This window comes from Cupriavidus sp. WS, assembly GCF_000395345.1.
GTDB classification, from domain to species: Bacteria; Pseudomonadota; Gammaproteobacteria; order Burkholderiales; family Burkholderiaceae; genus Cupriavidus; species Cupriavidus basilensis_B.
The window spans coordinates 1-22,520 of sequence record NZ_AQPL01000109.1 but is presented as its reverse complement, the minus strand read 5'-3'; the positions used below and the strand labels follow the sequence as shown (position 1 = coordinate 22,520).

Sequence of the window (22,520 nt, the reverse complement as noted above, 5' to 3'; positions counted from 1 at the left end):
TCTTCCCCTGCCGCATCGGCGGCGGCCTCCGCCGCGCCGCCCGCGCAGGGCGCGGCCCGGCCGCCCGGCGGCGGCGGCGCGCCGCTTGCCACGCCGCCGGTGCCCGTCATGCAGGTCATCTTCGGCATCATGCTGGCGATGTTCCTGGGCGCGCTGGAGCAGTCCATCGTGGCCGTGGTGCTGCCCGAGATCGCGCTGCAGCTCAACGGCTTCGAGGTGATGGCGTGGGTGGTGTCGGCCTACCTGGTGGCCTCCACCGTGGTCACGCCGATCTACGGCAAGCTGTCCGACCTGCTCGGGCGGCGCTCGGTGCTGTCCTTCGCCATCGTGCTGTTCTTCCTGGCCTCGGTGGCGTGCGCGCTGGCGCAGACCATGCCGCAACTGATCGTCGCGCGCATCCTGCAGGGCCTCGGCGGCGGCGGGCTGATCTCGGTCTCGCAGGCCACCATCGCGGATGTTGTGCCGCTGCGCGACCGCGGCCGCTACCAGGGCTACGTGAGCGGCGTGTGGGCCGTGGCCAGCATGGCCGGCCCGGTGATCGGCGGCTATCTGGCGCACTACCTGTCGTGGCGCTGGATCTTCTGGATCAACCTGCCGCTGGCCGCGCTCGCGCTGGTGGTGGTGCGCCGCGCGCTCAAGCACCTGCCCGCGGGCGGGCGCCGCCACCGCATCGACTACCTCGGCGCACTGCTGTTCGGCGGCGGCCTGACCGGCGTGCTGGTGTTCCTCACGCGCCTGGGCCAGGGCCAGTCGCCGCTGGCGCCGCAGACGCTGGCCCTGCTGGTGGCCGGGCTGGCCGGGCTGGCGCTGTTCGTCTGGCAGGAAGGCCGCGTGGCCGATCCGATGATCCCGCTGGGCATGCTGCGCGTGCCGACCGTGACCATCTGCTGCATCACGCTGTTCCTGTGCTTCTTCCAGCTGATCGCCATGTCGGTGCTGCTGCCGCTGCGCTTCCAGGTGGTGGGCGGCGCGCAGGCCGACAGCGCGGCGCTGCGGCTGGTGCCGCTGACGCTGGCGATCCCGTTCGGCGCCTTCATCGCCGGGCGCACCATGTCCTGGAGCGGGCGCTACAAGCCGCTGCAGCTGGCGGGCTCGCTGGTCGCGCCGCTGGCCATCGTGGTGCTGGCCTTCGTCGAGCCGCACGCGGTGGCGCTCACCGCGCTGGTGATGGTGGTGCTGGGCGTGTCGATCGGGCTGCAACTGCCCAGCGGGCTGGTGGCGACGCAGAACGCGGTGCCGCCCCAGCAGGTCGGCGTGGCCACCGCGCTGACGGCGTTCTCGCGCATGCTGGGCGGTGCGGTGGGCGTGGCGGTGCTGACCACGGTCCTGATCGGGCTGCTGCGCCACGGCGGCATGGGCGTGTCCGACCTGGGCGGCGGCGAGGACGTGCTGATGAGCATGTTCCACCGCGCGATGGTGGGCGGCGACGCGGCCGACGCGGGCGCGGTGCGCGCCGCCGCGGAAACCGCGTTCCGCGTGCTGTTCCTCTTCAGCGCGGCGGTGTCGCTGGTGGCGCCGTTCCTGGTGGCGCGCCTGCCCGAGACGACCCTGCGCGGCAGCAAGGCCCCCACGGTGGCCGCCAGCCTCGACTGACGGCGGCGGCGTCAGGGGGCGGGCGGTCCCTGACCCTGACCTTCACACTGTCCCTGCCCCGCGGGCGCCCCTTTTCCGAGGAAGCCGAACTCCACCGGCGTGCTGGCATAGAACACCTGCACGTCTTCCTCCGCCAGCCGCGCGAACAGGCGCGCCACCTCCTCGCCCGTGGCGATCACGGTGATCTCTTCCGGCCGGTCGGCCAGCTCCAGGAAATGCCAGCTATGGAAGCGGCGGTCGTGGCCGATGCCCTCGGCCGCCACCAGGTGGGTGGCGCCGCGGATATGCAGTTCGCGCAGGACCTGCAGCAGCCAGTGCGACAACTGCTTGCCGTGGTGGCGGCGGTTTTCTATGGTGAACAACGTGAGTTGGAAGCCTTGCATGGCAGCCTCCCATGCGCCCCGCGGCGCCAGGCGCGTGCCGCGCCCGCGGCATGGACGCCCGCATCCGGGCAAGGGTGCCTGACTGAAGTCTAGGCCAGCCGCGATGGCATCTCGCCGGTCTCCGTCGCCGCGCTTTTCGGCCACGGCATGCCGCGCAGCCGCGCCATCTCGCCGGCGATCTGCCGGCGTGCGGTGGCTATCGCCCCGGCCACCGCGGCATCGCCGCCGACCAGTCCCTGCAGCAGCACGAAGGTCACGTCATGGATGCCGATGGTGGCAAGCACGTGGCGCAGGTAGGGCGTGAGGAAATCGGGCTGGCGCGCGCGCTCGCCGGCGTGGAAGCCGCCCGAGCCGACCAGCACGAAGGTTGGCCGGTCCCGCAGCAGCCCGACCTTGCCGGCCGGCGTCGCGGCGAAGGTGCGATGGATGCGCAGCACGTGGTCGATCCACAGTTTCAGCGAGGCCGGCACGGTGAAGTTGTGCATCGGCGTGCTGATCACCAGCAGGTCGGTCTGCTCGAGTTCGCCGATCAGGCGCTCGGACCAGCCGAACGCGGCGGCCAGGGTGGCGGCGTCGGCCGCGCCCGGCGTGCCCGGCGGCGGCGAGGTGATCGCGCTGGCATAGGCCTGGCCGATCGCCGGCAAGGGCTCGGCCAGCAGGTCGCGCCGCACCAGGCGGAAATCCCGGTTTGCCTCGCCGTCCGGGCCGCGCAGCCCGGCGATCATTTCCTCCGCCAGCCGGCTGGCGTGGCTGGCCGCGCCGTGCGAGCTGCCGTTGACGTGCAGGACCCGCATCATGACGGCGCTCCCGGCGCCAGCGGCGCGACGAAATGCAGGCCGCGCGCCAGCAGGCCCTGGCGGAAATAGAAGCGCTGCGCCAGCGCCATGTGCAGGCCGGTATCGAGCACGAAATGCGCGCAGCCCAGCGCCACGGCCTGCGCGCGCGCGGCCTCCAGCAGTTGCGCGCCCAGCCCGCCGCGCTGCAGGGCGGCGCTCACCACGAGGTCGTCGACGTAGACGAACCTGCCGTAGATCAGGTTCTCCTGCAGGCGGTAGCCGGCCAGCCCGAGCACGGCGTCGTGCCGGCAGGCGGCGAGGAGGCGGTAGCCCTGCGCGTGCTGGCGCCGCACCTGGCTGGCGAAGGCCGGCGCGCTGTCCAGGTGGGGGCGCAGTTCTTTCATGACCGGGAAGGCGGCCAGCAAGTCCTGCCGGCTTTCCAGGTGCCTGAATTCGATGGGTGCGTGCATGCGGGTCGTGTGCCTGTCGCGGTTCGCGGGAGCACCCAATGTAGCGCCGCGGCGGCATATCCCGCAGAGCCAAGAAATGGAAAAGCGACTAGGCCATGCCGCGCCCGCGGCGGACGGCCAGGATCAGGAAACGGGCGCCACCGGCGCCGCCGGCGCCGGCTTCCCGGCGCGCCGGCGCGCGCGCGCCGCCAGCCCGCTGCCGAGCGCCCAGCGCAGCGTCGGCGCCAGCATGCGCATGCCCGCCAGCGACACCGGCAGGCGCAGCGCGGCCGCGCCGTGCAGGCCAAGCTCGCGCTGGGCCCAGCGCGGCAGCAGCGCGATGCCGGCATCGCCCATGATGCGCACGGCCGGCACCAGCAGCGGGCTGGCGACCGGCATGGCCATCACCAGCCGCACCACTTCGTGGGTGCGCCCGCTGACCACCAGCTCGGGGCGCAGGCGCTCGAGGTAGGCGGCCACGGCGGCGGCGCTGTCGGGCACTTCCGTGGCGCCGAGCAGGCGCGCGATCTGCGCCACCTCGGCGTAATAGCGGTCCTGGTCGGCCGCCGGCAGCGGGCCCACGTAGCGCAGGTAGGCGCCGAGAAAGCTCGACACCTCGGCCACGTGGACCCAGGTCAGCAGCGCCGGGTCGTCGGCCGCGTAGGGGCGCCCGTCGGGCGCGATGCCTCTGACCGCGGTGTGGATGCGCCTGACGCGCTCGATCAGCGCCAGCGCGTCGGCGCGGCTGCCATAGGTGGTGCCGGCGATGAACTGCGCGGTGCGGCCCAGGCGGCCCTGCATGTCGGTGCGGAAGGTGGAGTGGTCCCACACCCCGGCCAGCGCCAGCGGGTGCAGCGTCTGCAGCAGCAGCGCGCTGACGCCGCCGGCCAGCATCGCCGGGAAATCCGCGTGCACGCGCCAGCAGACCGCGTCCGGGCCGAACAGGCCGGGATCGCCGAGCGGGTTGTCGTAGTCGAGGCTGAGGCCGGAGTTGCTGCGCGTGAGCCCGCGCACCTGCGCGCCGGCGCCGGCGCGCAGGCGGTCGAGCAGGCGCCGCGGCAGCGGGGCGGGCGGCGGGGAGGCGGGTGGCATGCCGGGTTGCTGGCCTTGCGAGCCGTTCATGGGGCGGTCTGTACCTTGGTCGGTGCGAGTATGGGTGCGGCCGCCCGCCGGGCCTCGCTGGCCTCAGTAGTAATGCAGGTCGGTCGCCTTGCCCCAGAATACACGGTAGGCGTACAGCGTGTAACCCAGGATGGTCGGCAGCACCACCGCCGCGCCGGCCAGGATCACGCCCAGCGATTCCGGCGCGCTCGCCGCCTGCCAGACGTCGATCTTGTCCACCACCAGGTACGGGAACAGGCTGTAGGCCAGGCCATTGAACGCCATCAGGAAGATCACCGCGGTGCCGGCGAAGGGCACCCAGCACCAGCGGTCGTTGCCGCGTTCGAGCATGGCCGGCATGCGCCGCAGCAGCCGGTCGAGGATCACGAACAACGCCACCGTCACCAGCGGGATCGGCGCCAGCAGGATGATGTTCGGCAGCGAGAACCACTTGTCGAAGATGCGCTGGCTCACCAGCGGCGTCACCACCGAGATCAGCGTCACGCCGGTGCCGGTCAGCCACAGGCTGCGCCTTGCCCAGTACACCGCGCGGCGCTGCAGCGCGCCTTCGGTCTTCATGATCAGCCAGCCCGCGCCCAGCAGGCAGTAGCCGGCCACCAGGCACAGCCCCACCACCACCGCGAAGATGATGTCCGGCCAGTCGTGGCGAAAGCCGGTGACGTACAGCCCCAGCATCAGCCCCTGCGAGAAGCCGGCCAGCAGCGAGCCCGCGTAGAACGCGCGGTTCCACCACGGCTTGTGGTGCGCGCGCGCCTTGACGCGGAAGTCGAACGCCACGCCGCGGATGATGAGCCCGGCCAGCATCAGCGCCACCGGCAGGTAGAGCTGGGTCAGGATCATGCCGTGCGCGATCGGGAAGGCCGTGAGCAGCAGGCCCACGCCCAGCACCAGCCAGGTTTCGTTGGCGTCCCAGAACGGGCCGATCGAGGCGATCATGGTGTCCTTGTCGGCATCGCCGGCGCGGCGCAGCAGCACGCCCACGCCGAGGTCGTAGCCGTCCAGGATCACGTAGACCAGCATGGAGATGCCCATCAGGGCCAGGAACACCAGCGGCATCCAGCCGGCGGGTTGGGTCAGGTCGTTCATTGCGCGCTCCGCAGCGCGCCAGGCAGCGCGGCTTGAGGGGGTTCGATGCCGGCGGCTTCGATGCCGGGCTCGCCGGCGTCCGTGCCTGCCTTGCGCGCCAGGTAGAACACCACCGAGATGTAGGCCGCGATCAGCGCCGCGTAGAGCGCCAGGTACATCGCCAGCGTGGCGCCGATCATCGCGGCCGGCACCTTGGAGGCGGCCTGCGCCGTGGTCAGCACGCCGTACACAAGGTAAGGCTGGCGGCCGATCTCGGTGACGTACCAGCCCGCCACCAGCGCCACCCAGCCCGAAAACGTCATGGCCAGCAGCGCGCGCGCCATCCAGCGCGACGGCTGGCCCCGGCGGCGCAACTGCCAGGCCGCGCTCCACGAGACCGCCAGCATCAGCAGGCCCACGCCCACCATGATGCGAAAGGCGTAGAACAGCGGCGCCACCGGCGGGTGCTTGCCCGCGAAGGCGTCGATGCCCCTGATCTCGCCGTCCATGCTGTGCGTGAGGTAGAGCGAGGCCAGCTTCGGGATCGCGATCTCGAAATCATTGCTTTGCGTGCTCGCGTCGGGCAGCCCGAACAGCACCGCCGGCGCGCCTTTTTCCGTCTTCCAGATGCCCTCCATCGCGGCGATCTTGGCCGGCTGGTGGTGCAGCGTATTGAGGCCGTGCAGGTCGCCCGCCACGATCTGCAGCGGGATCAGCACCGCCGCGATCACCACCCCGGTGCGCAGCGACGACAGCACCTCCGGCGCGCGGTCGCCGCGCAGCCAGCGGTAGGCCGAGATGCCCGCCAGCAGGAACGCCACCGTCAGCCCCGACGCCAGCAGCATGTGCACGAGGCGGTAGGGGAACGACGGGTTGAAGATCACCGCGATCCAGCTCGTCACGTGGGCGCGGCCGTCGATCATCTCGAAGCCCGCCGGCGTCTGCATCCACGAGTTCAGGGCCAGGATCCAGAATGCCGACAGCGTGGTGCCGCCCGCCACCAGCAGCGTGGCCACGGTATGCGTGCGGTTGCTCACGCGGCGCGCGCCGAACAGCATGATGCCGAGGAAGGTGGCTTCCAGGAAGAACGCGGTCAGCACCTCGTAGGCCAGCAGCGGGCCGGCGATGTTGCCCACGGTCTCCATGTAGCCCGGCCAGTTGGTGCCGAACTGGAAGCTCATGGTGATGCCGCTGACCACGCCCAGCGCGAAGGTCAGCGCGAAGATCTTTACCCAGAAGCGATAGGCCGCCATCCAGCGGTCGTCGCCGGTCTTGTTGAAGCGCAGCTTGAAGAACAGCAGCACCCAGGTCAGCGCGATGCTGATGGTCGGAAAGAGGATGTGGAAGGTGATGTTGGCGCCGAACTGCACGCGCGCCAGCACCACCGGGTCGAGCGGGAAAGACATGCGACTACTCCTTGCGGGGACGGGCGGGCCGGGCCTTCGACTTCGTCCCGGGGGCGGGGGTCTCGGCGCGCGGCTTGCCGCCGATGGCGCTGCCGAGCTTGTCCTTCATCTCGAGCAGCCTGTTGACCTTGGCGCCCAGCTTCATCAGCTTTTCCAGCGTGGCCACGTCGAGCTTCTGGATGTCGCCGAACCAGCTCGTCACCAGCACGATCAGCCCGTACATTTCCTTCATGCGCGCCTGCGCATGGCGGTCCTCCGCGCTGGCTGGCGACTCCAGCTGGACCTCGCGCAGCATCGACAGCGTGGGGTCGATCTCGCGGCGCCTGCGCTCCTCGGCCAGCGTGCGGAAGATGGCCCAGACATCGTCCGGCGCCGAAAAATACTCGCGCCGGTCGCCCGGCTGGTGCGACAGCCGCACCAGGCTCCACGACTCCAGCTCTTTCAGGCCGATGCTGACGTTGGAGCGCGAGAACCCGAGCGCCTCGGCGATTTCGTCCGCGTTGAGCGGGCGCGAGGCGGTGAACAACAGGGCATAGATCTGCCCGACGGTGCGGTTGATTCCCCAGCGACTGCCCATTTCGCCGAAATGGAGCACGAAGCGCTGGATCAGGGGCGACAGGTGCATTGCTTGTCTTTTTTGAATTTTTAGTAAGTTGTGAAAGTTTAGTATGGAACGGCGGGGCGGAGGAGCAGTGCGGCAACACGTCGCTGCCGCGTCTGGCGAGGGAGCGTAGTCACGTCTCAGCGCTCTTGATACCCCATCGAACTACAGATTTTCAGAGATCCTGAGTGGCGGGCATTGCATGAGTTGCTGCCCGTACCATAATCGACGGCGGGGTCATGGCGGGCCGCAACTGACGTGCAACCCCTCCACCCCGCTTCACGAGCATGGCTTGCGCGGCCCCGATTGTGTAGGATTCGGCTCACTATCGAACGAAAAAACGGCAGGGATCCAATCATGAAGGCTCGGGGAATCGAGGTGCGCTGGGTGGCCGCGCTATGCGCGGCGTTCTTGACGGCGTGTGGCGGGGACGATCCAGCCACCACCCCCACCCTGCCCACGACACCGGAGACTGCCGCGCTGGTCTCCGTCGCCGCCAACTCGAGCACGCCCACCGAGCTGCCCACGAGCGTGGTGGCGACGTTCAACGCGAAGGTATCCGCGCTGGGCGCCAGCTTCTTCAAGACCAGCGGCACCTGCGGCACGCTGCCGACCGCCACGCCGACGGTCGACGCCTCCGGCAAGATCGTCTCGGTGACGCTTGCCGGCAGCCGCTGCAACGACGGCCAGACCGTGACCCTGACGCTGGACCCCAACGCGGTGACGTTCGACGGCACGGTCGGAGAGAAGGGCGCGATCTGGACGCGCACGTACACCATCTCCGGCACGGCGCGCAGCGTTGGCGGCACGGTCAGCGGCCTCGCCGGGACCGTCGTCCTGCAAAACAATGGTGGCGACACGTTGTCGACCAGCACCGACGGCACGTTCAATTTCCCGACGCTTGTCGCACAGGGCGGCGCGTATGCGGTGACCGTGGCCACCCAGCCCGCCGGGCAGACGTGTTCGGTCAGTCATGGCACCGGGACGGTCGGCGCCACGGCGGTCCAGGACGTGGCTGTCGTCTGCGCGACGAATACGCACACCGTCGGCGGCACGGCATCCGGGCTCGTAGGCACCGTGACCGTGCAGAACAATGGCGGCGATACGCTCGCCATTACCGGCAATGGCCCGTTCACGTTTCCCACCGCGATCGCCGAGGGCGGTGCGTACGCGGTCACCGTGCAGTCGCAGCCCGCCAGCCAGACCTGCACCGTGGGCAATGGCACCGGGTTGATGGGGAGCGCCGCGGTGCAGAACGTCTCGATTACCTGCGCGACGAACACCTACACCGTTGGCGGCACCGTTTCGGGGTTGTCCGGGCAGCTACAGCTGCAACTCAACGGCGCGGACACGCAGACCGTCACGGGCAATGGCACCTTCACGTTCGCCACGCCGGCTGCCGAAGGCAGCCCCTACAACGTGACGGTGCTGACCCAGCCTGCCATCCAGACATGCATGGTGGCCAATGGCAGCGGCACCCTGCCCGCGCATAACGTAACGACGGTCGGCGTGTCGTGCATCACGAATACCACCACGCTTTCGGTGGCGGCCACGGGCGTCATCCCCGTCAACGGCGGTACGGGCACGATCATGGTGACCAACATCGGATCAAATGCGGCGACCAACGTGGCAGCACAGCTTCCGTCCGCGTGGTCGGGCGTGACGCAGGACGCCAGCAACTGCGCCATGCTGCCCTCCAGTGCAAGCTGCATGCTGCGATTCACGTCGACGACGCCTTATGTCGCGCAGGGCGGCATCGCTGTCGCCGCGGATAACGTCGGCAGCCCCAATCCGACGACCGCGCTGGCGTTCAGTGTCGGCGGCGATCTCGTATTCGCGGTCACGAGCGCGTCCACCGCGAAGGTGGTGGGTTCGATCGACGCCGGCGCGGGCGTGTGGGGTGACATGGGGACGGCGGTCGGGGCATCCGCGCAGAGCCTGACGGATGGAGCGGGGAACACCTCGGCCATCGTCGCGTCGTTCGGCACGTCACTGACCTACGCGGCAAACCTCTGCAACGCCCGCACGTCCGGCGGCGCGCCTCCGGGGACGTGGTATCTGCCCGCGGCCTGCGAGGTCGGCGCCGCCGGCAACTCGGCCAACTGCCCGGCAGGCATCGCCAATGTCGAAGACAACCTGATGCGGCTGGGTTTCGGCAATCTGACCGGTCTCTACTGGACGTCGACGGAATATTCGTCCAACCCGACCGGCCTCGCCTGGCTCATGAACTATTCGTCGAATCCCGTGACGGCCATCCTGGTGGGGAAGCCCTTCCTGGTGAACGCTCGCTGCGTGAGGTCGGTCGACTATTGATTGAGTCAGGTTTTCTCAGGCATGGCCGATGAGCGGTGGCTCGTGATTAACCATTGCGAGCCATCCCAGCGATAGGCGTAGGTATAGCGCGCCTTGACCACGGCACCTATTCTCGCGAAGGTGAACGTGTAGAGGCCAGCATCCACGGCGGTATTGCACCCAAGCTCGACCAGCGGAAATCGATTCTTCCCGAGGGACGGTCCTTCAGGCATGGATTGAAGTAGTCCGCTTTCTCCGCGGGCGTCACAATTGAACACAACAAGACAGGTGCCGTCCTATATCCGAACATCAGGAAAGAATGGCTTCAGAGCTGACTGCTAAGAGTCCGTTTGAAAATTCAAGGATGGGCGACTCTGCGTAGTGGAAGTCCGCCCATTGCGATATGGACCATGGCCTCGGCCACGTCCCGATAGCCGCACCGGATGCGGACAAGCCGCTCGCATTCAAGGGCCGATCGATACAGTGCCTTGCCACCAAGGTTCCGTGAAAAAGTGGAGCGACATCGTGCCGCTGTTGCATTCCCGCCAGAGCCGGAAGCACGGATTCTGGAAACTCGGGGCTTCATTGACAACAGGGGGCGTCAACGACTTTGTCACGGCGTGATTTGGCCGCCAGCCCGACGCCGGGCATGCTCCGCGAAACCCGGCACGCGGGCCGTGCCGGCGTCTTCCGTTCTTACCGGGCGCTTTCGTGGCCCTCGTCGTCCCCGGCGTGCTCCATCGCCGCGCGCACCTTCTGCAGGCTGGCCTGCGTGTGCCGGCGCAGCAGTTCGCTGGCGCGCTCGCGCTGGCGGCCGCGGATGGCGTCGAAGATCATCCGGTGTTCCTGCAGCGAGCCGGCCAGCGTCGCCGGGTTGTGCCGGAACGAGTAGCTGCGGAAGAGATTGAGCTGCACCACCACGCGCCGGTACGCATCGTAGAGCACCGGATTGCCCGAGCCCCGGGCCAGTTCGTCGTGGAACTGGAAATTCAGCGCGGCATAGGCTTCCACGTCCAGCCGGGACACCGCGTCCTGCATGCGGTCCAGCACTTGTGAAATGGCCTCCTCGAGCGCCGCCGACATGTTGTCTGTGGCGGTCTCGCCGATCAGCCCTTCCAGCGGGATCCGCACCTGATAGAGGTACTCGGCCTGGCGCAGGTCCAGGTTGCGGACGCGCACGCCGATGTTTTTCTCGAATTCGACCAGGCCGCGCTCTTCGAGCATGCGGAACGCTTCCCGGACCGGGCCGCGCGAGATGCCCATGTCATTGGCCAGCGCCACCTCGCGCAGGGGGACGCCGGGCAGGATTTTCCCGGAAGCAATGCGCTTCTCCAGCTCTTCGTACACCAGGCCGGTCAACGATTGCGTGCGCAACACTTCAAGTGCATTCGGCGAGTTCATGTGCATTTGGCAAGTTCAGGCGTGCATTATACCGATCTTCCGTCTAACTGCAGATTGTCAACAATATGCAATAAAGCGAGGGCATCATACCGAACGAAACGTCAGCACAAGGAAAAAGATGCAGCGCGCAGTGGAAGTGAACGGCAATACCTATCTCTGGCCCGGGCGGCCTGTCGTGGTCGTCTGCATCGACGGGGGCGACCCGGAATACCTGAGCCGGTTCCTGGCCGACGGCAGCGTGCCGAACATCGCGCGCTTCGTCCGGGAAGGGTTCGCCACGGTGGCCGACGGCTCGATGCCCTCCGTCACCTGCACCAACAATATGTCCATCATCTGCGGCGTGCCGCCTTCGGTGCACGGCATCTCGGGCAATTTCTACCTGGACGCGGCGACCTGGGAGCCCGTGGCCATGACGGGGCCCGAGCTGCTGCGCAGCACCACCATCCTCTCGGCCTTCGCCAACGCGGGCGCCAGGGTCGTGTCGATCACGGCGAAGGACAAGCTGCGGCGCCAGCTGGGCAAGGACCTGGACGTGTCCCGGGGGCACGTGTCGTTCTCTTCCGAGCACGCCGACCGGTGCACGCTGGCCGACAACGGCATCGAGAACGTGCTGGAGTACGTCGGCATGCCCAAGCCCGACATGTATTCCACGGCGCTCTCGCTGTTCGTGCTGGAGGCGGGCATCAAGCTGCTGGCGGAACGCCGCCCGGACCTGATGTACCTGTCGCTGACGGACTACGTGCAGCACAAGTTCGCCCCCGAGGATGCCGAGGCGCGCGCGTTCTATCGCCAGCTCGACGATGCGTTCGGCCGCCTGGCGGGGCAGGACATCGTGCTGGCGCTGACCGCGGATCACGGCATGAGCGACAAGAGCAATGCCGCCGGCGAACCGAACGTGATCTGGCTGCAGGACGTGCTCGACGCGAAGTTCGGCGCCGGCGAAACCACCGTGATCTGCCCGATCACCGATGCGTTCGTGGCCCACCACGGCGCCCTGGGCGGATTCGTGCGCGTGTGGAGCAAGGGCAAGGTCGCGCCGCAGGCGATCATCGACGCGGTCTCGGCGCTCGACGGGGTCGACCTGGCGCTGGGCCGGGAGGCCGCCTGCCGGCTCTTCGACCAGCCCGCCGACCGCGAGGCCGATGTGGTCGTGGTGGGAAGAAAGGACGTGTGCATCGGCAGCGCCGCGAGGCTGCACGATCTCGCCGGGCTGAGGGGGCACCGGCTTCGCACGCACGGCGCGCTCGCGGAAACGAAGGTGCCGTTCATCCTCAACCGTCCGCTCAACGAGGCATACCGGCAAAAGGCCGCCTGCATGCCGATCGATAGCTGGCGCATCTTCGACTTCGCGCTCAACGGGGTGCGGCCGTGAACCGCAGGCGAGCGGTCGTGGTCATCTGCGACAGCCTGCGCCGCGACCTGGTCACGCCGGCGAACAGCCCGCTGCTCACGGGGCTGGCGGCGCGGGCCACGTGGTTTGCGGACGTGCGCAGCGTGTTCCCGTCGACCACCCGCGTCAGCTCCGCCTCGATCGCAACCGGATGCTGGCCGCGCCGCCACGGGCTGCTGGGCAACTGCATGCTGCTGGAGCAGCCCGACGGCCTGCACAACCACTCGGTCGGCAAACCGGCGTTCCGCGAGCATCTGCGCGCCGCGACCGGCCGCACGCTGTGGGTGCCGACGCTCGCCGAGCGTCTGGCGGCGCATGGCGGCGCGCGCATCTATTCCAACGTGTCTCCGGGCGCGGCCTATTTCCACGACCCGGATGCCCACGGCCACGTGTATCACCGCGCGGGGTCCTACGGCCCGGGGCACGTGCCGCACACCGGCGCGCAGGCGCTGGACATCGCCAGCGGCGCGGCGGGCGACGCGGAGATGACCGAACGCTTCTGCGCCATGCTGCTTGCCGGCGACGCCCCGGCGCTCGCCACGCTGTGGCTGTCCGAGCCGGATCATTCCGGTCACGGGCAGGCACTCGGCTCGCCGCCGCACCTGCGCGCCATCGGGCATGCCGAGGCCTGCCTGGCGCGCGTGCTCGAACACGTGGGCCGGCTGCGCGAGCGCGGCGAGGACGTGCTGCTGCTGGTCGGTTCGGATCACGGCATGGAAACCGTGCTCGGCGAGATCGACGTCGAGCAGGCGCTGGTCGACGCCGGCCTCAAGGATGGCAGGGAAAGCCGCGAAGTGGTGGTGGCGCCGAACGGAACCTCGTTCGTGCTCGGGGTCATGCCCGCCGCCGCCGCGCGCATTCCGGCCATCGCCGAATTCCTCCGCGGCCAGCCGTGGTGCGCGGAACTGTTCCACGGCGAGGCGCTGGCGCGCATCGGCATGCCGCAGGACCAGTCCGTGTGCACCCTCGCGGTCACGATGGGGCACGTCGACAGCGTCAACGCGCACGCCGTCGCGGGCGCGAGCTGGATCGTGGCCGACCATGCCGACCCCAAGTCATACGACGGCCGCGGGCAGCACGGCGGGCTCGGCGTCAACGAACAGGCGCCGTTCCTGATCGCGCAAGGCGGCGGCTTCGGCCCCGGGCGCGTCAGCCGGCATCCCGTCGGCCTGGTCGACTACGCCCCCACCATCCTGCGGCATCTCGGACTGCCCGCCGATGGCATGGACGGCGAGGCCATTCCCTTCCCGGACTCTTCCAACTGATCACCGATCCGCGTTGGTCACTTAAGCAAGGACACCCAAGCATGAAACGCCGCACGCTATTGAAACTCGCCGCCGCCAGCTCCGTCATGACTTCCGCCGGGCTGCACAGCAGCCTGCTGAGCGCGCAGACCGCGGGCACGCCGCGCCGCGGCGGGACCCTCAAGATCGCCCTGCTGGGCCTGGATACGGCGGATCCGCATCGCCACGCGGGCTCCATCGCGGTGCAGCAGGTCTACGTGGAAACGCTCACCAGCATTGCCGACGACGGCACCGTCAAGCCGTTTCTCGCCGAGCGTTTCGAGATTTCCCCGGACGGCAAGCGCTACACCTTCGCGCTGCGCAAGGGCGTGCGCTTCCACAACGGCCGCGAGATGACGGTGGCGGACGTGAAGGCCAATTTCGAGCGCGTGCGCGACAAGGTCAAGGGCGGCTGGCTGAGCGGCGCGATGAAGCTCATCAGCAGCCTGACGGTCAGCGCGCCCAACACGCTGCATGTGGAGCTGAGCAAGTCCTACGCCCCGTTCCTCAACCTGATCTCGGAACTGTGGATCGTGGCGCCGGAGTCGCCGGGCTGGGAGGACACCATCCGCCAGCCCATCGGCACCGGCCCGTTCATGTTCGGGAAATGGCAGCCCGACGTGAAATTCACCGCGCCGGCGTTCAAGAACTACTGGCAGCCGGGCCTGCCCTACCTGGACGTCGTGGAGTTCGACCTGCAGGGCGACCGCGACAACAGCCTGTCGCTGCGTTCCGGCGACCTGCAGGTCGCCTACGTCGGCAACGACAAGCTGGCCACGCTGCGGCAGGAAAAGGTCGGCGTGCAGACGCTCAAGGACACGGCCTGGTATTTCCTGTCGTTCAACAATCGCAAGCCGAGCGCGCTGATGCAGGACGCCCGCGTGCGCGAAGCGGTCGCGCTGTGCATCGACAAGCGCGCGTACATGGACTTCATCGTCAAGGGGGCCTGGCCCAGCGACCAGCCCATGCGTCCGGACACGTTCTACTGGGACCGCGCCATCGAGGAGAAGGACCCGTACGCCAGGCCGGATCTCGCGCGCGCCAGGAAGCTGCTCAAGGATGCGGGGATCGACCCGGCGGCGCACACGCTGAAGGTGGTCTCGTGGAAGAACGACTACGCGCAGGTCGCGGTGCAGATGGTGCGCCAGCTGGGCTTCAAGATCGACCACCAGGCGCTCGACGACATCGGCGCCCAGCGCGCGCTCGGCCAGTACGACTGGGATCTGGCGCCGTTCCATTCCGGCCCGCGCGCCGACGTCTACCTGCGCTACGCGCGCCTGCTCTCCGACGGCCCGAGCCCGATGCTCTGGGGCGGCATCCAGGACAAGGAGCTGGACGCCAGGATCAACGCCGCCGTCACCGCGCCCAATGCGCAGCAGGCGAAGGCGGGCTACCTGCAGGCGTGGCAGCACGTCATGGACAAGCTGTACACGCTGGGCATCGGCCACGCGGCCGACGCCATCGGCGTCGCGCCGTCGGTGCGCGGCTATTCCACCGGCTATACCTGGAGCCAGCACCGCGTCGACGGGGGACTGGCCCGCACGTGGCTCGCCGCCTGATGCGCCGGCAACTCTCCCGCCTGGGCCGGTGCTGGCCGTGGGCCATCTTGCTCGCGGCCGTGCTGGCCGCGGCGCTCGGCCCCATGCTGCTGGCCCAGGATCCGTACGCGCAGGACCTGCTGGCGCGCAACGGCGCGCCCTCGGCGGCGCACTGGCTGGGCACCGACAATCTCGGCCGGGACATCCTGGCCCGCATCGTCGCGGGCACGCGCTTCACGCTGATCGTCGCGGTCTTCTCGGGCGCCATCGCGCTGGTCGGCGGTGCCGGCCTGGGCCTGGTCGCGTGCTCGATCGGCGGCGTGGTCCGCACCGCGCTCTACATGGTCTTCGACATGATCCGGACCCTGCCGCCGATCCTGCTGTCGCTGGCGATGATGGTTGCGTTCGGCGTCGGCACGCAGTCCGTGATCCTGGCCGTCGGCATTTCGTTCATGCCGCTGTTCGGCTACGTGTCCCGCGCCGCCAGCGAGCGCGAGATGACCTCGGGCTACGTGCGCGCCGCGCACGTGCTGGGCATCCCGCGCTCCACCATCCTGTGGCGGCACATCTTTCCCAACGTCGCCGGCACGCTGCTGACCCAGCTTGCCATCGTGGTGCCGCGCGCCATCGTCATCGAGTCCGTCCTGAGTTTCTTCGGCCTCGGCGTGGCGCCCGACGTGCCCACCTGGGGGCGCATCATCGCGATGGCGGTGCCCTACGCGGAAGACGCGCCGAATTCATTGCTGTTTCCCGTGCTGGCGCTGGCGCTGACCTCGCTGTCGCTGTCGATCGTGGGCAGCCAGTTGCGCCGGCGCTTCGACCCGCTGGCCCGGATGCGTCCGTCGGGAGCCTGAACCATGCATCCCATGCTCGAAGCCATCACGCATCTGGGCCGCCAGTTGCTCACCGTCGCGGCGATCTCGTTCGTCATCTTCTTTCTCGTGCGCGCCACGCCCGGCGACATCACCGACTACTATGCCGCGCGCGGGGACTACAAGGCCGAGGAGCTCGCCACGCTGCGCAAGGACCTCGGGCTGGACCGCAGCCCCGCCGTGCAGTTCGAGCGCTGGCTCGCGCACGCGGCGCATGGCGAGTTCGGGGAATCGATGCGCTACGGCGCGCCGGTTGCCACGATGCTGGCCGAAGCGCTGCCGCGCACCCTGCGCCTGACGCTGCTGAGCCTGGCCGTCGGGCTGGCGCTGGGCATCGGCCTGGCCATCCTGGCGCTGACGTGGCAGCGCCTGGGCCTGGGCGCGCTGATCGAGGCGATCAACATCTGGTCCATTGCCGTGCCCACGTTCTGCACCGGCGCGCTGGGCATCCTGGTGTTCTCGATCTGGCTCCGGTGGCTGCCCATCCGGGGCCAGATGCTGTTGCCGGTGCTCATTCTCGGGCTGGACATCGCCGGCCAGATCGCCAAGCCGCTCTATGAGGAGCTCAAGGAAACCACGCGCTCCGGCTTCGTGCGCACCGCGCGCGCCAAGGGGCTGTCCGCGTGGCGCGTCACCTGGCGGCATGTCCTGCCCAACTGCCTGTCGCAGGTGATTGCCTTGTCCGGCGTGATCCTGGGAGGGCTGGTGGGCGGAACCCTGACGATGGAAGCGCTGTTCTCCCTGCCGGGGCTCGGCGGGCTGACGCTCGAGGCGATCCTGAGCCGCGACTATCCGGTGATCCAGGTCTCCATCATGACCATCGCCGCCTTCATCGTTCTTGCCAATCTCGCGGCGGACGCCTTGCTGCGCTGGGTGGACCCGCGTCTGGCCAAGGTTTCCCGCCAATGACCGACGTGCATTCTCTTCCCCTTCTATCCATCCGCTCCCTGTGCGCGCATCACGGCGGCAAGCCGGTGCTGCACGATGTCACGCTGGACATCCATCCCGGCCAGTCCGTCGGCCTGATCGGCGAGTCCGGCAGCGGCAAGTCGCTGACCGCGCTGGCCTGCATGGGTTTGCTGCCCGACGGCATCGCCGCCACGGGCAGCATCCGCCATCGGGACACCGAGCTCATGCACCTGGGCGAGCCCGGCTGGCAGGACATCAGGGGCAAAAAGATCGGCATCGTGTTCCAGGACCCGATGACGTCGCTGAACCCCATCATGACGCTGGGGTCCCAGATCCTGGAGAGCCTGAAGCCGGTCGACGGCGAGCGCGCGGCGGACCGGCGGGCCAGGGCCGCGCGCCTGCTGGAGGAGGTCGGCCTGCCCGACCCGGCCGGCATGCTGCGCCGCTACCCGTTCGAGCTGTCGGGCGGGCAGCAGCAGCGCGCCATGATCGCCATGACGCTGGCGGCGGAGCCGGAACTGCTGATCGCGGACGAGCCGACCACCGCGCTGGACGTCACCACGCAGGCGCAGATCCTCTCATTGCTGCGCGACATACAGCGCCGGCGCGGCATGGCCATGCTGTTCATCTCGCACGACCTGGACGTGGTGTCGGCAATGTCGGATCACGTCGCCGTCATGTACGGCGGGCACCTGGTCGAGCAGGGCGGCACGCGGCAGATCATCGATGCGCCGCGCCATCCCTATACCCGCTCCCTGCTCGATGCGCATGCCGGGCTCTCCGTCAGCCGGCGCGGCATGCCGGCCGCCGGCGGCGTCGTGGTCGATATCGCTGGCCTTTGCGTGGACTACGGGCGGTTCCGCCCCAAGCGCGTGCTCGACGGCGTGGCGCTGCGGCTGCACGCGGGCATGACCCTGGGCATCGCCGGCGAATCGGGTTCCGGCAAGACCACGCTGGCCCTCACCATCATGGGGCTGCTGACGCCCAGCGCCGGGCAGGTCCGGGTCTTCGGCATGAACCCGGCCGAAAAGCGCCTGCGCCGGGAATTCGCCCGCCATTGCCAGTATGTCTTCCAGGACACCACCGGCAGCCTGAACCCGCGGCGCACGCTGCTGCAGGCGCTGTCGGAACCGCTGCTCGCGCAGGACCGCGCGCTGACCGGCCGCGAGCTGCTGCGCCGCTGCGCCGCCATGCTGGAAGAGGTCGGCATGGAGCCGTCGCTGCTGGCGCGCTTTCCGCACCAGATCTCGGGCGGGCAGCGGCAGCGCATCGTCATTGCGCGCGCGCTCGCCATGAATCCGCGCCTGCTGGTCTGCGACGAGCCCGTGTCGGCACTGGATGCCACGGTGCGCAACCAGGTCCTGGCGCTGCTGGCCGGGCTGCGCCGCGAACGCGACCTGACCCTGATCTTCATCGGGCATGACCTGAACGTGATGGCGTCGATGGTCGACGAGGTCATCGTCATGCGCCGGGGCGGCATCGTGGAGCATGGCGCGGCCGGCGAGGTGTTTTCCTCGCCGCGCCATGACTACACGCAGGAACTGCTGCGGGCCGGGCGCTGCGCGACGGTGTGAGCGGGCGGCGCTTCCGGGGCCGCGCGCGCTAATCCCCGCCCAGTCCCGTCAGCCGCTGCTCGGCTTCGATCTTGTCGCTCCTGGCATTGAGCAGCGCGGTCTGCGCCTTGAGCGCATCGAGTTCGGCGCTGGCCGCCGCCGTGGCCGCAGCGGTATCGGCCGCCCGTTTCTTGGCGAGGTAGCCTTCCACCGAGGCCGAGGTGTCGGAGGCCGACGAGGCGATCTTCTCGATGGTGCTCTCCTGGCCGTAGGTGAAGCTCTCCAGCTGGCCGTTGGCGGCAAAGCTCAGGGACAGGTTGTTTTTCTGGAACGGGCCGTTCCTGAGCGGCAGGACGAGACGCCGCCCGAACTGGCCGGCGCGGGTTTCCACGGAAGCGAGCAGGCGTTCCGGCGTGCCGTCGCTCTTGCCAGTGGCGACTTCGACGGCGATGGGGGCGGGTTCGCGGTAGACGATGCCCTTGCCGTTCCACTCGGGGGCCGGCTCCGCGGGCTTCGGGGGCACGGCCCGGAGCCGGATCACCGTGGTGAACGCCGGCAGCCGGGCGGCGCCGTCGAGATAGTCCTTCCTGAACCAGGCCTGGAGATCGCCCGCGGCCGGCGCATGGACCATGCGCCGGCTCGCCTCGCTCCAGTCGGGGTCGAACGTGTAGGTCCGGGTGAGGGTCAGCACGGCACGCGCGGCGGTGACGGCCGCCGCCACGTTGGCCCGGCCCTTGTCGTCCAGGCCGGGGTCGATGAGCTGGGCCGTGCTGCCCTGCACGGTCTTCAGGGCGTCCAGGATGCCGGGGCTGCAGGGCTGCGGCGCCACGGCCGCGGTGGGGATGCCGGCCACTATCCGGGCCACGCCGAGCGCCGTCCCGACCACGGCCTTGGCCACCGCGGCGGAGCGGTCCTCGGCCTGCGCGCCGACCGTGTGCAGGGTCTGGTTGTCGTAGACGGTCGCGGTCAGCGTGGTGGTCTTCCAGCCCGAACTCAGCGACTGGAGCGGCAGCGAATAGTGCTGCGCCGGATCCGCGACCGACGCTTCGACGATGGTGGCGCGCTGCACGACTTCGATCCTGGGCTGGCAGGCCTGCAGCTCGTAGGTCGCCGTGACGGTGTAGCGCTGGCGCGGCAGGTAATAGGAGAAACCCGGCTCGGCCGGCTGGGCGCCGGGGCTGGCCAGTTGCTCGTGGGTGAGCTGCGTGGTGCAGGCGGACAGGACAAGACAGCCGAGGAGTAGCACCCGGACGGATCGCTTCATGGTTCTTCCTTTCTTGGCGGTAAGGACAACACGTGAGGCTGCGCAGAGGCGGGACCGGGTTCCGGCCGCGGCCGGCGCGAAACCCGTGCGCCAGTGTATGCGGATGCCGCCCGGGGCGGCTCCCCACGGCGGTGGGGCGGCGCGCATATCCATATCCGAAACGCTTTGTTGTCGCCGCCGGCGCGATCCCGCAAGATGCCCGCTTGCCTGTCCGTTCCCCCCTTTTCCCGTGCCTCGCCGCGCGGCCCGCATGCCTTCTTCCGTCTTCCGCTTTCCGCCCGTTGCCCGCACCTCCCGCACCTCCCGCACCGCCCGCGCCGCCGTGGTGCTGGCTGCGCTGCTTTGCCTGATGGCCGCCACCGCCCACGCCGACGCCACGCTCGACAAGATCCGCCAGCGCGGCAAGCTCGTGGCCGGCGTGATTCTTTCCGGCCCGCCCTTCGGCACGCTCGACCCGGCCACGCAGAAGCCCATCGGCTACAACGTGACCCTGGCCGAGGGCGTGGCGAAGGGGCTCGGCGTGGCGCTGGAGACGGTGCAGGTGCAGCCGTCCAACCGCGTGCAGTTCCTGCAGCAGGGCAAGGTCGACATCCTGATCGCCAACATGCAGTGGACGCAGGAGCGCAGCGAGATCCTGACCTTCGTGCCCACGCCGTTCGAGGAAGTCGGCGGCGCGGCGGTGGCCAGGAAGGGCAGCGGCGTGACCCGCTGGGAAGACCTGCGCGGCAAGCCGGTCTGCGTCTCGCAGGGCAGCAACTTCACCAGGCCGCTGATCGAGCAGTACGGCGCGCAGATCAAGGCCTTCCGCGGCCAGCCCGAGTCGCTGCTGGCGCTGCGCGGCGGCAACTGCGTGGCCGCGGTGCACGTGAGCCCGACCCTGCGCGAGCTGGTGGAGCACAACGCGGACTGGAGCGGCTACGAGATCGTCTCGCCGCGCGACCTGATCCCGTCGCCGTCGGTGATCTGGGTGCGGCGGGGCGAGGCCGACGCGCAGGCCGCGATCGACCGCATCGTGCAGGACTGGCACCGCACCGGCTGGCTGATCGAGGTGGAGAAGAAGAACGGCATGACGCCCACGCCGCTGCTGCACCAGCTGCACGACAAGTACCGCAAGGCGCCGGGCTGAGCCAGCCGCGGCGCGAAGGAAGCCTGCCCATGACCTCTTCTTTGCTGGAAGCGCTGCGCGCCGGGCTCGGCGCGCAGCATGTCCTGGCCGGCGCCGCCGCCGCCGGCTATCTTACCGACCAGCATGGCCGCCTGCACGGCCGGGCGCTCGCGGTGGCGCGGCCCGCCGACACGGCGCAGGTGGCGCTGGTGGTGCGGCTGTGCCGCGCGCACCGCGTGCCGGTGGTGCCGCAGGGCGGCAATACCGGCCTGATGGGCGGCGCCACGCCGGACGCGAGCGGCCGCGCGGTGCTGCTGTCGCTGGGGCGGCTGAACCGCCTGCGCGCCATCGACACGGACAACGACACCATCACCGTGGAAGCCGGCTGCGTGCTCGCCAGCGTGCAGCAGGCCGCGCGCGACGCGGGCCGGCTGTTTCCGCTGAGCCTCGGCTCCGAGGGCAGCTGCACCATCGGCGGCAACCTGTCCACCAATGCCGGCGGCACCCAGGTGCTGCGCTACGGCAACACGCGCGAGCTCACGCTCGGGCTGGAAGTGGTGACGGCCGAGGGCGCGGTCTGGGACGGCCTGCGCGGGCTGCGCAAGGACAATACCGGCTATGCGCTGCGCGATCTCTACATCGGCAGCGAAGGCACGCTCGGCATCATCACCGCGGCCACGCTCAGGCTGTATCCGTTGCCGGCCACGCAGCAGACCGCGCTGCTGGCCTTTCCGTGCATCGGCAACGCGGTGGCCTTCCTGTCGCACGCGCGGGCCGGCTTCGGCGCGGCGCTGACCGCGTTCGAGCTGATCTCCGACACCGCGCTGGGCCTGATCGCGCGCCACGTGCCGGAGCAGCCGATCCCGCTGCCGGACCTGGACCATCCCTGGTACGCCTTGCTGGAACTGTCCGACGGCGAGGGCGAGGAACACGCCCGCGCGCGCTTCGAGGCGGTGGTGGGCAGCGCGTTCGAGGATGGCCTCGTCACCGACGCGGTCATCACCGAAAGCCTGGCGCAGAGCCAGGCGCTGTGGCGCCTGCGCGACGAGGCGCTGGGCGAGGCGCAGCGCCGCGACGGCCGCAACGTCAAGCACGATGTCTCGGTGCCCATCTCGCGCATCCCGGCGTTCGTGCGCGGCACGGCGGCGGCGCTGGAGGCGCGCTTTCCCGGCGTGCGGCCGGTGGTGTTCGGGCACCTGGGCGACGGCAACCTGCACTACAACGTCTCGCACGCGCCGCACCAGAGCGCTGCCGCGGTGTTCGCGGTGGAAGACGAGATCCACGAGGTGGTGCACGACAGCGCGCACGCGCACGGCGGCTCGATCAGCGCCGAGCACGGCATCGGCCAGCTCAAGCGCGACGCGCTGCCGCGCTACAAGAGCGCGGTGGAGATGGACCTGCTGCGCCGGCTCAAGCAGGCGTTCGATCCGCTGGGCCTGCTCAACCCGGGCAAGGTGCTGCGCGAGGCCGGGCAGGCGCCGCAGGCATAGCGCCGCGCCGCCCGGCCGGCGCGGCGGG

Annotated in this window: 19 protein-coding genes and 1 pseudogene; 10 read left to right on the top strand and 10 right to left on the bottom strand. The window is 69.5% G+C overall.

Going from position 1 to position 22,520, the window contains the following annotated elements; genetic code table 11:
* Positions 1–1,593: MDR family MFS transporter (locus tag K206_RS37980; RefSeq protein WP_369796876.1), on the top strand; the 1,593-nt coding region annotated here is incomplete at its 5' end.
* A gap of 11 nt (positions 1,594–1,604) precedes the next feature.
* Here the strand turns inward: K206_RS37980 and K206_RS37975 are convergent.
* The 7 genes from K206_RS37975 to K206_RS0110700 form a co-directional block, all read right to left on the bottom strand.
* Positions 1,605–1,976, bottom strand: a complete 372-nt coding sequence (locus K206_RS37975) for a DUF190 domain-containing protein (protein WP_020202414.1) — start codon at positions 1,974–1,976, stop codon at positions 1,605–1,607.
* Positions 1,977–2,065: 89 nt separating this feature from the next.
* On the bottom strand, positions 2,066–2,770 hold the full coding sequence (locus tag K206_RS0110725; protein WP_029043470.1) for an FMN-dependent NADH-azoreductase: 705 nt from the start codon (positions 2,768–2,770) through the stop codon (positions 2,066–2,068).
* Positions 2,770–3,222: a GNAT family N-acetyltransferase gene (locus K206_RS0110720; RefSeq protein WP_020202412.1), complete on the bottom strand. Its 453-nt coding sequence runs from the start codon at positions 3,220–3,222 to the stop codon at positions 2,770–2,772. The genes K206_RS0110725 and K206_RS0110720 overlap by 1 nt, the downstream gene beginning before the upstream one ends.
* Positions 3,223–3,345: 123 nt before the next feature.
* Positions 3,346–4,293, bottom strand: a complete 948-nt coding sequence (locus K206_RS37970) for an oxygenase MpaB family protein (protein WP_020202411.1) — start codon at positions 4,291–4,293, stop codon at positions 3,346–3,348.
* A 93-nt stretch (positions 4,294–4,386) separates the two neighbouring features.
* Positions 4,387–5,409, bottom strand: a complete 1,023-nt coding sequence (locus K206_RS0110710) for a cytochrome d ubiquinol oxidase subunit II (protein WP_020202410.1) — start codon at positions 5,407–5,409, stop codon at positions 4,387–4,389.
* Complete coding sequence (locus K206_RS0110705; protein WP_020202409.1) at positions 5,406–6,794, bottom strand: cytochrome ubiquinol oxidase subunit I; 1,389 nt, start codon at positions 6,792–6,794, stop codon at positions 5,406–5,408. Before K206_RS0110705 ends, K206_RS0110710 begins: the two co-directional genes overlap by 4 nt.
* A gap of 4 nt (positions 6,795–6,798) precedes the next feature.
* Positions 6,799–7,419 (bottom strand): GbsR/MarR family transcriptional regulator, encoded by a 621-nt coding sequence (locus tag K206_RS0110700; protein WP_020202408.1) that lies wholly within the window; start codon positions 7,417–7,419, stop codon positions 6,799–6,801.
* Between the two features lie 333 nt (positions 7,420–7,752).
* On the opposite strand from K206_RS0110700, the gene K206_RS40830 reads away from it, so the two are divergent.
* Positions 7,753–9,708, top strand: coding sequence for a hypothetical protein (locus tag K206_RS40830; RefSeq protein ID WP_155888030.1), 1,956 nt, complete (start codon positions 7,753–7,755; stop codon positions 9,706–9,708).
* Positions 9,709–9,713: 5 nt separating this feature from the next.
* On the opposite strand, the pseudogene K206_RS41530 reads toward K206_RS40830, so the two are convergent.
* Positions 9,714–9,952, bottom strand: a pseudogene (locus K206_RS41530) (DUF4440 domain-containing protein); the annotation flags it as partial.
* 431 nt (positions 9,953–10,383) lie between these two features.
* On the bottom strand, positions 10,384–11,088 hold the full coding sequence (locus K206_RS0110690) for an FCD domain-containing protein (RefSeq protein WP_043366180.1): 705 nt from the start codon (positions 11,086–11,088) through the stop codon (positions 10,384–10,386).
* A 118-nt stretch (positions 11,089–11,206) separates the two neighbouring features.
* Here K206_RS0110690 and phnA point away from each other — a divergent pair, with 118 nt between their 5' ends.
* Genes phnA through K206_RS0110660 form a run of 6 tightly spaced genes read left to right on the top strand, consistent with a single transcriptional unit; the run spans position 11,207 to position 18,654 of the window.
* Positions 11,207–12,460 carry a phosphonoacetate hydrolase gene (gene phnA / locus K206_RS0110685; RefSeq protein WP_020202405.1) on the top strand — a complete coding sequence of 418 codons (1,254 nt, stop codon included), beginning with the start codon at positions 11,207–11,209 and terminating at the stop codon, positions 12,458–12,460.
* On the top strand, positions 12,457–13,743 hold the full coding sequence (locus K206_RS0110680; protein WP_043366175.1) for an alkaline phosphatase family protein: 1,287 nt from the start codon (positions 12,457–12,459) through the stop codon (positions 13,741–13,743). Before phnA ends, K206_RS0110680 begins: the two co-directional genes overlap by 4 nt.
* A 41-nt stretch (positions 13,744–13,784) precedes the next feature.
* Positions 13,785–15,320, top strand: coding sequence for an ABC transporter substrate-binding protein (locus K206_RS0110675; protein WP_029043469.1), 1,536 nt, complete (start codon positions 13,785–13,787; stop codon positions 15,318–15,320).
* The gene (locus K206_RS0110670; RefSeq protein WP_029043468.1) at positions 15,320–16,153 is read left to right on the top strand and encodes an ABC transporter permease; all 834 of its coding nucleotides are present in this window, start codon (positions 15,320–15,322) and stop codon (positions 16,151–16,153) included. The genes K206_RS0110675 and K206_RS0110670 overlap by 1 nt, the downstream gene beginning before the upstream one ends.
* Before the next feature lie 3 nt (positions 16,154–16,156).
* Complete coding sequence (locus K206_RS0110665; protein ID WP_020202401.1) at positions 16,157–17,080, top strand: ABC transporter permease; 924 nt, start codon at positions 16,157–16,159, stop codon at positions 17,078–17,080.
* Positions 17,077–18,654, top strand: coding sequence for an ABC transporter ATP-binding protein (locus tag K206_RS0110660; RefSeq protein ID WP_043366172.1), 1,578 nt, complete (start codon positions 17,077–17,079; stop codon positions 18,652–18,654). The genes K206_RS0110665 and K206_RS0110660 overlap by 4 nt, the downstream gene beginning before the upstream one ends.
* 28 nt (positions 18,655–18,682) lie before the next feature.
* Here K206_RS0110660 and K206_RS0110655 read toward each other — a convergent pair whose 3' ends face one another.
* Entirely contained in the window at positions 18,683–19,897 is a 1,215-nt protein-coding gene (locus K206_RS0110655; RefSeq protein ID WP_020202399.1) for a hypothetical protein, read from the bottom strand.
* A gap of 250 nt (positions 19,898–20,147) precedes the next feature.
* Here K206_RS0110655 and K206_RS0110650 point away from each other — a divergent pair, with 250 nt between their 5' ends.
* A complete protein-coding gene (locus K206_RS0110650) occupies positions 20,148–21,023 on the top strand; it encodes a transporter substrate-binding domain-containing protein (protein ID WP_020423740.1) in 876 nt (291 codons plus the stop codon).
* Positions 21,024–21,052: 29 nt separating this feature from the next.
* A complete protein-coding gene (locus K206_RS0110645; protein ID WP_029043465.1) occupies positions 21,053–22,492 on the top strand; it encodes an FAD-binding oxidoreductase in 1,440 nt (479 codons plus the stop codon).
* Positions 22,493–22,520: the final 28 nt, after the last annotated feature.